This window comes from Sphingobacterium thalpophilum, assembly GCF_038396785.1.
GTDB classification, from domain to species: Bacteria; Bacteroidota; Bacteroidia; order Sphingobacteriales; family Sphingobacteriaceae; genus Sphingobacterium; species Sphingobacterium thalpophilum_A.
The window spans coordinates 1,268,295-1,284,291 of sequence record NZ_CP151087.1 but is presented as its reverse complement, the minus strand read 5'-3'; the positions used below and the strand labels follow the sequence as shown (position 1 = coordinate 1,284,291).

Below are 15,997 nucleotides of genomic sequence, written 5' to 3'. Positions count from 1 at the left end.
TCCATTTTATCGAGGGGACCAAGTTTTCTCCAATAAGATTGTAGTCCTGTTTTTTGAACTAAAACATCAAATCTTTGAACGAAATCAAAAAACCATTTTCCTTATTCTATTGCAACTTTGTAGTGTTCCATTAAAGGGTAGTTATTCCATGGACTGTACCGTGAAAGCGTGACAACGACCTTAAATTACAGGAACATTTTTTTGAAATTATCAACGTTAAAAATAGAAAAAATGAATTTATCAGGTTTGGGAGTTTTCCACACAGTTATTGGAGTAACAGCACTTTTAGGCGCTGTATTAGGATTTATCAGCTATGGTAAGATCAATCTTAAAGTATTATCGGGGAAGCTATATTTTTATGCGACAGCCATCACTTCTCTTACGGCATTAGGGATTTCGAAACAGGGCGGCTTCAATGCTGGACATGTTTTTTCACTCTTCATCTTGGTTCTTGTAACGGTGGCCTATTGGCTGCACGCAACGAAGAATAGTAGTACGAAGGCTCGGTATTTTGAAAATTTTCTATGGTCATTTAGTTTCTTCTTGTCGCTGGTGCCTACTGTTAATGAGACCTTTACCAGAGTTCCGGTCGGACATCCCTTGGCAAAGGATATAAATGATCCAATTATTGGACAGACCCTTCTTGTCCTTTTTGTGCTTTTTATTATTGCAGTCATTTTTCAATACTTTAAACAAAAGAAAATCAACACTGGATTGGGGTCAGAACTGAAAAGTCGAGTGTAGTAGAGCTATTTGATCCAGACCATTTCTGAACGCTCATCTTTAGCGCCTTTCGATTCATATGGTGCCGCAATCTAGTCTGTTGTACATTATTTAAAATATGACAAACTAATGTTTTGCTTTTATTGTTTGCTCTTGTAGAAGTTTAACAACATAATCATTTTGAAATATATGCTTAATTACGATTGTCTAAAGAATTTAAAGATGTGCAATGGAAAAAATAATTCAACGGGATTACTTCTCGCAATGGTGGCGGGAGCAGCAGTAGGTACATTGGTCGGTCTATTAGTGGCACCGAATAGTGGAAAAAAAACGCGGAAAAAAATCAAGGAAAAAACAAGGGACCTCAAAGAACAGGCAAAACACACATACGAAGAAGTAGCCGATAAAGTGAAAGAAGAGTATGATCATGTGTCATCCTCGATTAGCGAAACAGCAGGTCATGTGGCCGATAAGGTCTCAAATGAATTTGATAAGTATAAAGATCAAATAAGTGAAAAGACCGCCGAAGAAACTAAGGCGATTAAAGATACAATTAAAGATCAAAAAGAAAAATAATCTTTGTTGATTCAAACAGCAGACCGGATAATAGCTATTGCTTGGTCTGCTGTTTATTTTTTGATCTCCGCCCCTAAAATTATAATGTCCATGCCCAGATGGACCGTTTTACTGAATTCAATGGTCACGGTTAGCTTTCACTAACTTAGTGAAAGCCCGCTCGAAATTCCAGGGGCGATAGTTTGGTTTTTGTTTTAAACAATTTGCTGAATGACTGTGAATGTTCAAAGCCTAATTCATAAGCGATCTGGCTAACAGAAAGTGCCGTTGTTGACAATTTCTCCTTTGCTTTTTCAATTAGTTTTTCGTGAATATGCTGTTGGGTGCTTTGTCCCGTCAGTACCTTAAGCAAACTGCTCAGATACTTAGAGGAAATATTTAAGCTATCTGCAATATATTGAACGGATGAAAGCCCCTGTGCGATCAGGCTCTCTGTCGAAAAATAAGCATTCAGCAGTTCTTCCAAGCGATTTAAAACCTGATGATTGGCTTTCTCGCGCGTTAGGAATTGTCGGTTGTAAAAACGCTCCGAATAATTCAGTAATGTTTCAAGGTTTGATACAATGATGTTCTTGCTGAATTTGTCCATATTTGCTCGATATTCCCGTTGGATATTTTCAATAATATCATTTAGTGTTTTCTCTTCACTGTCTGAAAGAAATAAAGCTTCATTTGCCGAATAATCGAAGAATTCATGCTCTTTAATAGTTTTCGCTAATGTGGTATTCCATAAAAAGTCCGGATGAATAAGCAACATCCACCCGCTTCGGTTGACGTTGGCAGCAGCGTCATTTTCTTCCAGTTTCAGCAATTGATTGGGCGACATAAAGCCGAGCACACCATTGTCAAAATCAAAGAGCTGCTGCCCATAGCGCATTTTGCCTGTGATGCCTCTTTTATTGGAAATGACATAAAAATCAAACAATAAGGCCGAAGCATCATCCAAAGGAGAACGTTTCATCTTTGAATAGTCCACAACACTAAGCAATGGATGCTCTGGCTGTGGCAAACCTCTTAATTGATGAAATTCACTGATCGTTTTTATACGCTGTGTTCGACTTTGTGGCATATAACAAATTTATAAATAATTTTGCTGAACATCGTCCAATAAACCGATCTGCTTAGGCGACCAATTTAATTGCTGCTGTGTCTCAAAACTTGTCGCCGGGCTATCGAAGGTGATGAAATGGCTCAGCCATTGGAAATGTTTAACCATATCTTCACCATGTAATGAAGTAACAGGCAGATTTAATTTCGTGCCGATCAGTTCAGCAATTGCGCTGATTTTAATGCCGGTTTCACCAATAGCGTTGTACAATGCACCAATTTCGGCCTTCTCGGCCGCCTGGCAAAAAACTTTTGCGGCGTCCAAGCGATGAACCGCTGGCCAACGATTGTTTCCATCTAAGGGATATGCCGAAACACCATGATTGCGCGCAAATTGGATCAGGCTTGATGTGAAGCCTGCCATAAAGCCAAGATCACTGCTGCCATGAACAGAGGGTGGTAAGCGAATCACTGAAGCATGGACACCTTTTGCTGCCAGGGACATTGCCGCAGGTTCTGAACCTCTTGGTGAATTTAGGAGGGTACTTTCTTCGGTGACGAACCCATTGATAAGGGGTAGACCCAAAGTTCCAGCTGTAACGACAAGCGGTTTTTGTGTACCAAGCAGCTCTTCGCCCATGGCATTGATCGCATTGATATCAATTTCGGCAGCTTTTGCATATTCATTTGCAAACATTAGATCGTGGGAAAATCCCGTATGGATGACGGCCTCGGCGTTTGAAGCGGCTTGTTTTAATATATCCAAGTGTTGAAGATCGCCACGGATTACCTGAGCACCTAAATTGGTGATTATTTCTGCTGATTTTTCTGAGCGTGCTAAACCAGATACTTGATGCCCCGCATCGATCATTTCTTGAACAACTGCTGAACCTATGAAGCCCGAAGCTCCAGTTATAAATTCTTTCATAATCTTTTTTTTCTTGAGACAAAGTTCTGTGTAAAGTTGACGGCAGATGTATCCAAATGTCAGAATGTTGTAGCCATCTTTCAGAAAATCGATGATCTCGTATTTTGCAAGCCGCGGTACTTTTCAAAAAAGATCCTCTGCCACGAAATAAATACAGTATTCACGAAATAAGCAGGGTGTTAAAGCTTCGGGATGATCAGTCAAACTGTCCCATATACAAACGATAGTATTTACCTTTTTGCTTTAGCAATTCTGTATGTGAACCGAACTCGGCGATTCTCCCTTTTTCGATCAGACAGATGACGTCGGCATTCTTGATGGTCGAGAGTCTATGGGCAATGACGAAGCTTGTTTTGTTTTGCATTAACCGGTCAATACCTTCCTGAATAGCGATTTCAGTTCGTGTATCGATCGAGCTGGTCGCTTCATCCAATATTAAGATTGGCGTATTGGCAATAGTTGCCCGGGCGATGTTAATTAACTGCCGTTGTCCCTGACTCAGATTGGCTCCATCATTGGTCAATTCGGTTTTATACCCTTGTGGCAATTGCATGATAAAGCTATCCGCTGCGGCAAGCTTCGCTGCCGCTATCACTTCATCATCTGTTGCGCTGAGCCGGCCATACCGGATGTTTTCCATAACCGTATCGGTAAACAAATGGGTGTCCTGAAATACAATAGATAGTTTTTTACGCAGTTCATTGCGGTCCAGCTTAAAAATCGATGTCTTATCTAACAGAATATCCCCGGATAGCAAAGGGTAGAAGCGAGGCAGCAAATTGATAATTGTCGACTTGCCAGCACCAGTTTCACCCACAAAAGCGATCTTTTGACCTGGTTTTACGTCGATGTCGATATCAAATAAAACCTGTTTTTCCGGTACATAACCAAAATTTACATGCGATAGTGTCACTTGGCCCTGCACCGGTGCCGGCATTGGCTGCGGATCGACGGTTTCACTTTCAGGAGCCGTGTCAATAACGGCAAAAATACGTTCTGCGCCCGCCAACGCTGCCTGTAGGCTATTGTATTGGCTAGAAATCTCATTGACAGGCCGTCCAAATTGCCGTGCATACTGTAAAAATGCAGTTAATCCCCCTAAATCGAATCCACGTGTGATCACTAGAATACCACCTGCGATGGTAGTCAGCGCGTAGTTAATGGTGCTCATATTCGCCATCAAAGGCATCATCATGCCAGAATAAAACTGTGCCTTTGTTGCTTTTTCCCGGAGCACTTGATTAAGCTGTTCAAATTGTTCGATGGCGGCGTTTTCGTGCCCGAAGACCTTCACCACTTTTTGTCCGCTGATCATTTCCTCTACATAGCCATTGGCATTGCCGAGTGCAGCTTGGTTGGCGGCAAAAAAACGCTTGCTTTTGTTGATGATCAGTTTCGCCAGATATACATCAGGGGGATCATGATCAATGCAATAATAGATAGGATAGGGCTGATATATACCATGAGCGCGAGTGTTCCCAGCAAGGTAATTGAGCTGATTAAAAGTTGTGTAATGCTATTATTTAGGGCGTCGCTTACGGTATCCATGTCATTGGTGAAGCGACTCATCAGATCACCATGTTGATGGGTATCATAAAACTGCAAAGGTAGGTACTGCATGCGGTCGAACAGCTCATTTCGGAGGTTGGAAATCGTTTTCTGCGCAACTTTTATGGTCAGCCGGTATTGCAACATGTTGAAAATTCCTGTAGCGATATAAATTCCGATCATGACGAGGGCGATATGTCCTAGACCAACAATATCTTTTTTAAGTACATAATTGTTGATTGCAGGCCGTAAAAGGTAGTTGCCCGCTAGTGTTCCCGCAGTTCCCAGCAAAAGTGAAATTAAAATCAGCAGGAGCATCAGCCGCTGCGAAGACAGGTAGCGCATCAATCGCCATAGAGCCCTAAATCCCTGTTGAGGCTTTTCATTTTTAATGCGTCTTGAACTTCCGGGACCGGGTAAACTCACGGGGATAGATTTGTTTGAGGTACTCATTAGGCTTCTTCTTTTTGCAGGTGTTGGGACTGATAAATTTCCTGATAGATGGTATTTGTTTGCAGAAGTACCTCGTGTGATCCGGAGCCGACAATGCGGCCTTCTTCCATGACCAATATCTGGTCGGCGTGCATGACGCTTGAAATGCGCTGTGCAATAATCAATTGTGTGGTATCCTGCAGATAATTTTTTAAACCTTCAAGTATTTTTCGGTCGGTGTCGATGTCCACAGCACTTGTGCTGTCGTCCATAATCAAGATTTTAGGTTTCTTCAATAAAGCCCTGGCAATACATATGCGTTGTTTTTGTCCTCCCGAAACATTGACGCCCCCTTGTCCCAGTAGCGTCTGATATCCGGCGGGGAAGGAGCGTATAAAATCGTCTGCACAGGCAATCCTAGCTGCGGCATAAATATCCTCTTCTGTTGCCTGCTCATTTCCCCATTTGAGATTTTCTAAAATAGTTCCTGAAAAAAGTTGGTTCTGCTGCAACACAATCGCAATCTGGCTGCGCAGTTCCTGTAGTTGGTAATTTCTGACATCGACGCCATCTACTAAAACGGCATCTTCAGACACATCATATAGTCGTGGAATTAATTGTACCAAAGTGCTCTTTCCCGAACCTGTGCCACCTATGATTGCAAGGGTAGTCGCAGGCTTTACTTCGAAGCTAATATTGTCAAGGTTGGGTTTTTCACTTTGTAAGTTATAACGGAAAGTGACTTGCTTAAATGCGATCCGTCCCGCTGTGATGGCGTATCTATTTTGGAGGCCTTCCGCAGTATCCGTTAAGGAGGGTTGTTTCTCTAAAACTTCTTCAATTCTATCGCCAGAAGCGATTGCCCTTGAAATCATCATGAAAGTCAATGAAAGCAGCATCAAAGAAATAAGGATTTGCGTGATATAACTTAGAAATGACATCAATCCACCCAGCGCAAGCGTTCCGGTCATTACTTTCTGTCCGCCAAACCAGGTCACGGCAACAAGCGACAAACCCATCACCAATTGCATGACAGGCATGATAAGGACAACGATGCTCGAAGCTTTGGTGGCAACATCCATCAGATCGAAATTCAATTTGTCGAATTTCTTTTTCTCAAAATCCTGTCGTACAAAAGCTTTTACTACCCGCACATTGAGTAGATTTTCCTGCACAACACTATTGACACGGTCAACTGCCTGCTGCATCTTGATAAAAAAGGGGAGTCCTTTGCGTAATAAAATAAAAATACTTAAGGCCAATATAGGTAATGCAATGGCCATCACGATGGACAGATCCTTATTAATAGAAACTGCAAAGATAATGGCAAAAACCATCATAAGGGGTGCTCTTAGAAGCATACGCAAGCACATCATCATGACTTGCTGCATCATATTGGTGTCGTTGGTGAGCCGTGTTGTAAGCGAGGCCGAATTGAAATAATCGGTATCCGCAAAAGCAAAGGATTGTATTTTTCGAAACAAGGCCGTCCGGAGATTCGTCGCAAAACCCACCGACGCGTGTGCAGAGTAATAGATGTTGCATAAATTGGCAACGATAGCAACGATGGCTAATCCGATCATGGCCAATCCAATTTTCAAAATGTAGTTGATATCTTTATGCAAGATTCCGTTGTCGACAATGATAGACATCAGACGGGGTTGTACAATCTCGCAAAATACATCGATCACAACGAAAAAAGGAATAATCAAAAAAGCCTTTCTAAATGACTTGGTATAAGGGGTAAACGTGGAAAGCTTCATCTGCCTGTATATCCATTAAATCATCTAGTCCAATTTGTAAGCCTGAACGCTGTTACTCCTAACGGTAGGCACATACAGCATACCTGAAGATTTGTCGTATCCGATATCGGCAGCGTTTATCTTTTTGTCACGTGTGTTAAGTAATACAGCATTGAAGCCGTCAGGTTTGACATGGTAGATCAGTCCTTGCCAGCCAGAAACTACAAATTCGTTGGGTTTAATTTGTACGACACCGTCCAATCCGCCTTCCATACCTTTCGATATTACGGTAGTTTTTTTATCCTGATCTATCTTAACAAGCGCGCCATCCGATAGCACATACAAGTCTTTGCCGACAGCCAGCAACCCATTTGCACCTTTTAGGTTTTCTGCATAAAGCATAGGAGAGTCGTTTTCAATGCGATAGACTTTTCCAAGTCGCGTATCACTTACATAAACGATACCCTTTGAGTCAACGGTAATGTCGTTGAGTAGCTCAGCGCCATCAATGGTAATTCTTTTGACGATGCTTGCTTTATCCGTATCGATGACGGCAATGGATTTAGAGAATGCTTCAGCCGCATAGAGCCGGTTTTTGTGGATTCCTATACCCAAAACAGCATTGAGTCCTGTAACCCAATCTCTTTTGATAAATTTTCCGTCCATATCCAGTTTACTGATGAATGCTGTAGTATTAGGTTCGAAGGCGATCGTATTTGAAACATAGAGTACTTTGTTCTTGGCATCTACCCAAACGGACTCTGGAGATCTTAGGGTAGTGTCCGATTGCCATTGAGGCGTTAAAGACTTCTGTCCAAACAGGACTTGTACAAACATGATAAGGGTTAATGTTAACGTAATTTTCATAGAAAATCGGATTGGTGTTTATATTAGTTTAATTTATTCGAGTTAAAAAACGACTACTCAAATGAACTTTTGGTCTTCTGTTAAAGAATAAATAGTTGTAGTCAAAAAAACCGACCATTGAGCTCCTTTAATATACAGCATTTAGATCGTATTGTTTTCTTTTTTCGAAAGAAAACCCCATCAGATCGCTTAGATCAATACTTCCTTATAGATAAATTGCTGTAATATTTCTTTTCAATATACGGCAAAATTGCTTTAGGCCCACCAATATATTTATAAATAATTTTTTGTTTCATACCGATTTATAGAAGCTATTAATTTCTTGTTAATAGTTCATTAATGGTACCTCATAACTTTGATTTCGAGAATAAGCCCAATAAATTTTTGGCCTTTCAAAACAGCGGAGCAGTATGGGCACCAGCATTGAAATAAACCAATATGTATAAACCAGTTTCAACCATTTATAAAAAAAATCTCTTGATTATGAGTATTAAAAAGCAAACAAAATTATGTATGGTCTTCTTGTTGGCAACTTTGCTGGCGTCCTGTTCGAAGAGCGAAAAGATGATGGAACAACCGCTCCCGAAAGAGGAGGCCAAAAAGGCAAATGGCAATAATGCAGTTTCCGCGACAGGCGATGTTGTTGGCCAGATTACTGTGGGATACCAGGGCTGGTTTTCCTGCGCTGGCGACAATTCTCCCATGGGAACACATTGGTGGCACTGGACTGAGGCCTGGCAACAGACGCCGTCCCAGGGTAATTCCCATATTCCTTCTTGGCCCGACAACAGTGAATACCAAAAAAAATACAACAGCAATTTACCGGCGTTGGGCAATGGTTCACCTGCGTCTTTGTTTTCTTCATTTGACGATCAGACAGTCAATGTCCAGGTTAAATGGATGAAAGATTATGGTATCCACACGGCGGCATTGCAGCGATTTAATCCCACAGGGATAGAAGGTCCCATTCGTAACGCCATTACGGCTAAAGTTAAAACTGCCGCCGAGCAACACGGTGTCAAATTTTATATCATGTATGATGTGTCGGCCTGGGTTAATATGCAGGCTGAGATAAAAAATGATTGGCTAAATCTAATGAAACAATATACCCAGTCTCCAGCCTATGCCAAACAGAACGGCAAGCCTGTGGTCGGTATTTGGGGATTTGGTTTTAATGACAACAACCACCCCTGGTCGGCGACCGTCTGTCTGGATGTGATCCAGTGGTTTCGCGACCAAGGCTGTTATGTCATGGGCGGCACGCCAACACATTGGAGGCTGGCACAAGCAGGGGGAGATTCGAGGCAGGGCTACATCGACGTTTACAAAGCATTTGATATGTTGTCGCCTTGGATGGTAGGACGTATCGGAACCATTGCAGACGTGGATCATTATGCACAGCATATCCAAAATGCTGATCTACAGTTTTGTAATTTAAATAATATAGACTATCAGCCCTGTGTATTGCCGGGCTCACTGCAGGAGGGGCAAAGAAAACATGGTGATTTTATGTGGCGACAATTCTATAATCTGACTTCGCTCGGTGTCAAGAGTATGTATGTGTCTATGTTTGATGAGTACAACGAATCCAATCAGATCGCGAAGACTGCTGCAACCCAACAGGATGTTCCGGTTGGGCTGGGGATTAAATCCATGGATGAAGATGGGACTGCTTGTTCTTCGGATTACTATCTCCGGATCACAATGGACGGTGGAAAGATGCTAAAGGGACAGATACCGCTGAACCCAAATAGACCAACCTCCCCACAATAAGTCAACTTTTAACGAACACAATTGGTTTATATAGTTTAATAGTGCGGCCGAATCTTCGTTATGAAGATTCGGTTTTTTATAGCGTTTTATTATCCGATCAGAAAAGCACTTTTCATTTTCAATTCAGACTTTCTTTAGTAACTTTAATCTATGATGAACGTTGCGCTTACCGTTTATAAAACTTCGCAGCATACGTTTTGTCTTGTACAGCGTTGGTCGGCAAGGTTGTCATGTACCATCCTTGGTCCTAGGTCCAAGGGTATTCATCTACCTAAATTCAGACGATGTTGGGGTGGTTTCGTGTAGCTATAGATTGTCATGTTTCAAAAAAAAATAAAAAAAATGCTCTTTATAATTTTATTCATCGTGGCGGTAGTCGCCGCAGGTGTAGCCTATTATTTATTCACCAATGGTAATGTTAAAGTAGATATGGCCTTGAAGTCAGCTACGCTATATGATTTTAAAGTGAAGGGGTTGGATGGCTCGTCCATCGATTTTGCGCAGTTTAAAGGTAAAAAGATACTTGTTGTAAACACCGCTTCTAAATGTGGATTTACACCACAGTACGAGGGACTCGAACGCTTGTATAAAAGATTTAGTGATAAGTTGGTCATTGTAGGTTTTCCATCAAATGATTTTTTAGACCAAGAACCTGGTAAAGATGCCGAAATAGCTGCTTTTTGTCAACGGAATTACGGCGTAACTTTTCCGATGGCAGCAAAGATTGATGTTAAAGGAAAGCGGCAAGCGCCTATTTATCAGTGGTTAACAAATAGAAGCTTGAACGGCGTAGAAAGTTCTGCTGTCCTGTGGAATTTTCAGAAATATCTGATCGATGAAAACGGCAGGCTTATCAAGCATTTTCCTCCAAAAACAGATCCCGAAGATCCAGCAATTGTAGCGTTGATCGATTAGTTAGACAGCGTTCATTCAACTTTCTTTAAACAGTTGAAAGTCCGCGGTAGTGGCTGGCTGCACAATGGGAGAAATTCTTTTTTAACTTATTTCTTCACCGCCACTTGCTTACCTGCAGTACTTTTTCATCCAGCTGCGCAGCCAATGATTTCACCCGCGCTTTTAAGATCAATTTTCTACCAGCAATTGTTCGGGTAAAAATTAATTCACAATTCCCTACATGTGCTTCCCACTGATTGCTAAAATATTCGGCGAATTCTTTTTTGCGTGCCAGCAGTTCCGGAACAGCATGATAATCTTCCTGCTTGACAAAAAAAGCAAATTTATTCTTCCTGACAATCACATAACGCGGATTATTGATCGGTGCAATAATCTCTTGTAATGCATTGATAAATATGGATTTGTCGAATGTTGTACCCCCTTCTAAATGGCAATAAACGGCACCGGAGCGGTCAACTTGCGTTTCCACGCGCACTTCGTTTTGATCAGCCCGTATGATATGTGCTTTTAACAAGCTATTTAAGAGCGCAGAACTCACTTGGTTCAGATCTTTGGAAATATCGCGATATTTCAAATATAGTCTGAGTGACTTGATCGTATTTCTTCCGAAAAGCAGCATTCCTACTGCACTCAAGCTGGCGATGTAAATATAAAAATCTTTTAGGCTTTGCATATTTTTTAATGCCCTAAAAAATCCTTGAACGTTGTCAAGTCCAAAACTTAGCCAGGCAGCGCCCACTGTCGCCAGTACATTTCTAATTGTTTTGTTGAGATACAACGATTTTACCCGTTGATAATCTTGTTCTTCCGCAAAAGGTATCTTGATCTCCTCGACGAGATTCACTCCTTTGGTAAGCGCATCATTCCACCGCTGCCTGAGGTTTACCCGATTGGCGGCAAATAGTAGCATTTCCGCATTTTTCCGTGAAATTTCCCCAACGTTGTTTATGTTTTCAGGTAGATCAAAACGGCCTATACCATTTTCAATTTCAGGTTCTTGTCGCAGCGAGACGCCGACAAAACTTTTGAACCGTCGTTTTAGTAATTTAAGGTCATCACCACCCGTTGCCGAGGTAGAGTCAGCACATACCAAATGCCAGATATTTGCCGTTTTATCCTTATTGCCCTGTTGCGCTCTAATAGCCCGACCGCGCATCTGATTGGAAAGTACAAATGAGCCGACAAAACTCGCTAAAATCAACGCATTGATTGCCGGAGTATCCCAGCCTTCACCTAGCAATGATTTGGTCCCCAGTAGGACTTCAATTTCTCCAACCTGGAATAGCTGTGTGACAATGTGAACAATATCGTGTTTAAGACCCACCGTCTGGTTTATTAAAAGGTAATTTGCATCAAAAGGAACAGGGCTCGTAGAGCTGTCAAATATACCATATCTAGCAGCAGTAGTTTGAAATGCTGAGTAAGCACTGGCCGGAATAATGATCATGGATCCTGTAAGCACAGCGATTTTCTTATTATTCTTATTTTCCCGTCTTAATTTTTCGAAAATAGGGATGACACCTATTTTGTTCAATTCAAGCGTATTGTGGTCGGTGTTTACATAGAATTCTTTTCGGATGAAATCCGAGAGGACGACCAGCCGCAGGTCTTTCCCCAATTTTTCATATTCAAAATCCACAATCGCGGTAATAGCGTCCATTTTACTGATACTGGATGTTAAATATTGTCGGACACGGCTATTTTGGGAAAAGTTTACCTGTTTTCTTTCCATGGCACCGTGTCGTTGTAATTTATTTTCCAGCGCGCTTCGATGTTCTGCAAATGCATTGAAATGCACTTTTTCCTGATGTAGGTAAAATTCAAGTAGAATTTCGAGCCATTCATAATCCAGGTGAGGTATTTTAAAATCTTTGCCACCGATGATTTCCATATGGAGCTCGGGAATTGGGATTTGGTTGGCATGGAGAAAAATTAAGCATGCCGAGTAATATTTCAAGTTATTATAGACCCAGTCGAGATCATCCATCGGGTTTAGCCATATCGGATGATTTTGGATCCCCTGAAGTACGATTTCGTCCGTGCCTAATTCCTTAAATAGCTTAAGCATACTATCCCTGTAATCGGCAATAAACTGTCTTTCCCTTTCGCTGGGATTGGTGAAATAGATATAATCCTGATGCGGACATAGATCACCTTCAATGACAAGTTCGGGGACCGAAATTTCCGCATCTATGGGGCCGTTGAGGTCCATATAGCGCTGCCATTCTGTTGGAGAGACATCGTAAGGGGGAGTCGCTGTTAGGCCAACGATCGTCGGGTTCAGCTTTTTCTTGATATTAATTAATGTATGCCACCACTCATTTTTAAGATGGTGTGCTTCGTCGACGACAATTGTACCAATTTTTTGGGATTTCAATCCTTTTAGGATAAAGTCAAGGTTTGAATCTGCTCCCTTTGGATCTTGATCACTGCAGGCAGCATGCATTCCCTGATAAGTCGCTACAGTGATAAATTTAGGATTTCGGATATCCCTGGAGATCCAGTCAGGCACGGTATCCGATTGAAGAAAAAGTTCACAAAACCGTTGTATCCATTGGTTACGGATTGCACGTGTCGGTGCGAGAATTAGCGTTGGTTTATTGATGCGTATAGCAACTTCAAGCCCCAGGACCGTCTTACCTGAGCCGGGAGGCGCCACGACATGTAAATGACCATCTTTAAGATGCTCCTGTAATTCGTCAAGTACCCGTAATTGGTACTTACGCCATGGATATTTGAATTTAATTGCTTTAGGGTACTCAGTCAATAGATTCGGATAATTTAAAATTTACACCATATTGCAGCGCAATATACCAATTTAGTTGCAAATACGATTTGCCGGAAAGGCTTGTGAAATTAACTCTATTGACCTCGAATGTAAGCGACTCACCTCTTGTACCCGAACAGTGCTATATCCGTGCTTTATCTGTGCTTAGCATGTGCTTCATCTGTGCTTGATCTGTACAGCCTCCAAAAATGGGCTCTTTTTAAGCCCTGAATTTCAGCAGGTGGTTAATTAAAAGTTAAAAATAAGCAGGGTGGATTTTGGCGCCGTTTTGTCTGCTGTTAGGCTTATTGGATGGCATAATAATTACTATTCGCCGAAATTGACTTTATATTCGTGTATCAGTCCCAGGAAATAACTTGATATCTTTGTAAGCTTACTTGAAGGAGTTGTCAATGCATAAACAAAACGTTATCTCGGTTATATTATTCATAAAACCAAGAAATCAGCAACAGCAATTGTAAAATACGAAGTAATATGGGAAAAATTATATTCAGATTTTGGTTGGTTAATGTATTGATAAGTGTCGCGCTATTTGTACTGTACCGACTTGTTATCGCAGAGACGGATACGGCTGCTACGGGATTTCTCGAGACAATCATCGTTATTCTGGATATTATTGTCAATTTGGGTTTTTCAACAATTTATCTTTTCGCGGTGATTTTATGTTCCTTACTATTTTTTCTAAATCATATCGAAAAAATTCGCCGTAATAAAGGATTATCGTTTTTGACATTTTCGGGAATACCGGCTGTTTGCCTGATCTTACTGATCATTTATATTTTGGTTGGATTTTATAAATATCATATGGTTCTTGACCCGTTAAAAATGCTGCTTCTGTTCTCCGTTATTTATCTAGCCAGCACCATCTTAGAATTTATCTTGTTCCGGAAAATAATCAAAAAACAGCAGGCTGACCCAAAAGTTCAGTAATAAACCGCATTGTTATGTTATCCGTTCCTGGCGTATCTACTGTCCTTTACAAAAAAACGCAGGGGTAGGACTGCTTGCTCCTGAGCATAAGCGATACCGATTCGTGCTGCTTTTCCGATTTGTGCTGAACTGTATTTTATTCCCTGATCTTCAATCCATATGCTATCACCGGTCAATAATACGCCATTAAATGAGGCGTCAATTCCCAAAGCTTTAGCCGTAGATCCCGGTCCGTTGGAGAAAGAGGGTTTTTCGGGCCGCACAGGTCTCCGCAATGCCATTACGTCAATGCCAACCAACGGTTCAATCCCTCTAATTAGAACGCATTGGGGATCGTCTGCTCCAGAAGTCACAATATTCAACAGATGGTGAATACCATAACAGAGGTATACATAGGCGACGCCACCTTCCTTGTACATCGGCTCGGTTCTCGATGTTCTCTTTCCGTTAAATGCATGGGATGCTTTATCCATAATGCCAAAGTAAGCTTCGGTCTCGACAATTCTACCCGCTGTTACCAGGCCATCTTTTTGCGTATAGAGAACTTTTCCTAACAGATCTTCCGCCAGGAATATGGTATTTGTATTAGTGTAATAAGATTGAGGTAGTTTAACCATTTTTTATCCTTCTAACTGTCAACGATTATGTTCGTCGCATGACGGTGATTAAATATAGAGAAAATCATTTGATTCGCTATTCATTAGCCAATCAAATGATTTCAGGGCTTATATTCAGGAGCAGATGAAAAGCCTGTTTATCTTAATTTTCGTGTTTCCTTAGCAGATGTTATTGGTAAGACGGCACAGTTTGACAAACAATAAGTACAGTGTATGCTGTGTGGATTATTTTAAAAAACTATTCAGATAACCTAAAATGCTACCAGTTTGGCCTATCAGGCTGACGTGGCTTTGTCCTGGGATAATAGCTAATTGGGATTTCGGCATTTGTCCAAAGTCACCAACTACTGCACCGCCCAATAATTGATATGTTTTTACCAGCTCGATCTCGTCTAGACCGTCGTTGTCTCCAGCAATCAAGAGTACAGGTGAAGATATTTTGGCAATATTTGCGTCTCCCAGATCAAATGGTTGCTGTGCCAAAGAGATCATCTGTTCTAAAAATTTTGTCCACTTTGTTTTGTCGGGAGCAACGGCTTCATAGGCTTGCTGCATCGGACTATTTTCAAATAGTGCTGGTTTCATTTTCTGGAAGGCTTTGTTAATTTCCGGCATCCATCCCTTACTTTTATAGGTAGCAGAAATAATGACTAATTCATCTAAGCGCTTCGGATACTGAATGGCAAATTGGTAGGCTACTGCCCCTCCAAAGCTGTAGCCAAGCACTGCAGCATGTTCAATTTTCAGATAATCCATCACTTTGGCAACATCAGCTGCAAGTATGGCGTGGTCAAATTTTCTATCAGAATAGGGTGAATGGCCATGGCCCTGCAACTCAATGGCGATGACTTTCCTGTTTTTTGACAGTTCGGGTATGAGCTGACTCCAGTTTGTGCTGATGGTCATAAAAGCGCCGTGTAATAATACAATCGGTTTTCCAGTACCATAAACTTCATAATATACCTTGCTGTCCTTGAGGTGTACTAAACCTTGAGCCGAGGGTTTAATTTGGGCATAAGATTGCATAACAGTAATCATCATAATGATATAAAGTAATGATTTAAAAATAGTATTGGTTGTGATACGTGTGTTCATAACGAATTTATTTAAA

Annotated in this window: 13 protein-coding genes and 1 pseudogene; 5 read left to right on the top strand and 9 right to left on the bottom strand. The window is 41.3% G+C overall.

Going from position 1 to position 15,997, the window contains the following annotated elements; all coding sequences use genetic code 11:
- The first annotated feature begins 231 nt into the window (after positions 1–231).
- Together AACH28_RS05925 and AACH28_RS05920 are read left to right on the top strand one after the other, a co-directional pair.
- The gene (locus AACH28_RS05925; protein ID WP_341832511.1) at positions 232–744 is read left to right on the top strand and encodes a hypothetical protein; all 513 of its coding nucleotides are present in this window, start codon (positions 232–234) and stop codon (positions 742–744) included.
- 201 nt (positions 745–945) lie between these two features.
- Positions 946–1,299, top strand: a complete 354-nt coding sequence (locus AACH28_RS05920; protein WP_286769662.1) for a YtxH domain-containing protein — start codon at positions 946–948, stop codon at positions 1,297–1,299.
- A gap of 145 nt (positions 1,300–1,444) precedes the next feature.
- Here AACH28_RS05920 and AACH28_RS05915 read toward each other — a convergent pair whose 3' ends face one another.
- From AACH28_RS05915 to AACH28_RS05890, 6 genes and pseudogenes are all read right to left on the bottom strand, one after another.
- On the bottom strand, positions 1,445–2,368 hold the full coding sequence (locus AACH28_RS05915) for a helix-turn-helix transcriptional regulator (RefSeq protein WP_341832510.1): 924 nt from the start codon (positions 2,366–2,368) through the stop codon (positions 1,445–1,447).
- Positions 2,369–2,377: 9 nt separating this feature from the next.
- Entirely contained in the window at positions 2,378–3,274 is an 897-nt protein-coding gene (locus AACH28_RS05910; protein ID WP_341832509.1) for an SDR family oxidoreductase, read from the bottom strand.
- A 196-nt stretch (positions 3,275–3,470) separates the two neighbouring features.
- The gene (locus tag AACH28_RS05905) at positions 3,471–4,211 is read right to left on the bottom strand and encodes an ATP-binding cassette domain-containing protein (RefSeq protein WP_333621557.1); all 741 of its coding nucleotides are present in this window, start codon (positions 4,209–4,211) and stop codon (positions 3,471–3,473) included.
- Positions 4,212–4,382: 171 nt separating this feature from the next.
- Positions 4,383–5,140 (bottom strand): annotated as a pseudogene (locus AACH28_RS05900) (ABC transporter ATP-binding protein); the annotation flags it as partial.
- A 134-nt stretch (positions 5,141–5,274) separates the two neighbouring features.
- On the bottom strand, positions 5,275–7,017 hold the full coding sequence (locus AACH28_RS05895; protein ID WP_341832508.1) for an ABC transporter ATP-binding protein: 1,743 nt from the start codon (positions 7,015–7,017) through the stop codon (positions 5,275–5,277).
- A gap of 24 nt (positions 7,018–7,041) precedes the next feature.
- Positions 7,042–7,863: an ATP-binding protein gene (locus AACH28_RS05890; RefSeq protein ID WP_341832507.1), complete on the bottom strand. Its 822-nt coding sequence runs from the start codon at positions 7,861–7,863 to the stop codon at positions 7,042–7,044.
- A 483-nt stretch (positions 7,864–8,346) separates the two neighbouring features.
- On the opposite strand from AACH28_RS05890, the gene AACH28_RS05885 reads away from it, so the two are divergent.
- Positions 8,347–9,636 (top strand): glycoside hydrolase family 71/99-like protein, encoded by a 1,290-nt coding sequence (locus AACH28_RS05885; RefSeq protein ID WP_341832506.1) that lies wholly within the window; start codon positions 8,347–8,349, stop codon positions 9,634–9,636.
- A gap of 342 nt (positions 9,637–9,978) precedes the next feature.
- Positions 9,979–10,551, top strand: coding sequence for a glutathione peroxidase (locus tag AACH28_RS05880; RefSeq protein ID WP_286754494.1), 573 nt, complete (start codon positions 9,979–9,981; stop codon positions 10,549–10,551).
- 94 nt (positions 10,552–10,645) lie between these two features.
- On the opposite strand, the gene AACH28_RS05875 is transcribed toward AACH28_RS05880, so the two are convergent.
- Positions 10,646–13,318, bottom strand: a complete 2,673-nt coding sequence (locus AACH28_RS05875; RefSeq protein ID WP_341832505.1) for a DEAD/DEAH box helicase family protein — start codon at positions 13,316–13,318, stop codon at positions 10,646–10,648.
- 495 nt (positions 13,319–13,813) lie between these two features.
- Between AACH28_RS05875 and AACH28_RS05870 the strand changes: the two genes are divergently transcribed.
- The gene (locus tag AACH28_RS05870; protein ID WP_115048137.1) at positions 13,814–14,269 is read left to right on the top strand and encodes a hypothetical protein; all 456 of its coding nucleotides are present in this window, start codon (positions 13,814–13,816) and stop codon (positions 14,267–14,269) included.
- A gap of 17 nt (positions 14,270–14,286) precedes the next feature.
- On the opposite strand, the gene AACH28_RS05865 is transcribed toward AACH28_RS05870, so the two are convergent.
- Both AACH28_RS05865 and AACH28_RS05860 read right to left on the bottom strand, forming a co-directional pair.
- Positions 14,287–14,886, bottom strand: coding sequence for a DNA-3-methyladenine glycosylase (locus tag AACH28_RS05865; protein WP_341832504.1), 600 nt, complete (start codon positions 14,884–14,886; stop codon positions 14,287–14,289).
- Between the two features lie 225 nt (positions 14,887–15,111).
- Complete coding sequence (locus tag AACH28_RS05860) at positions 15,112–15,981, bottom strand: alpha/beta hydrolase (RefSeq protein WP_341832503.1); 870 nt, start codon at positions 15,979–15,981, stop codon at positions 15,112–15,114.
- Between the last annotated feature and the right edge of the window lie 16 nt (positions 15,982–15,997).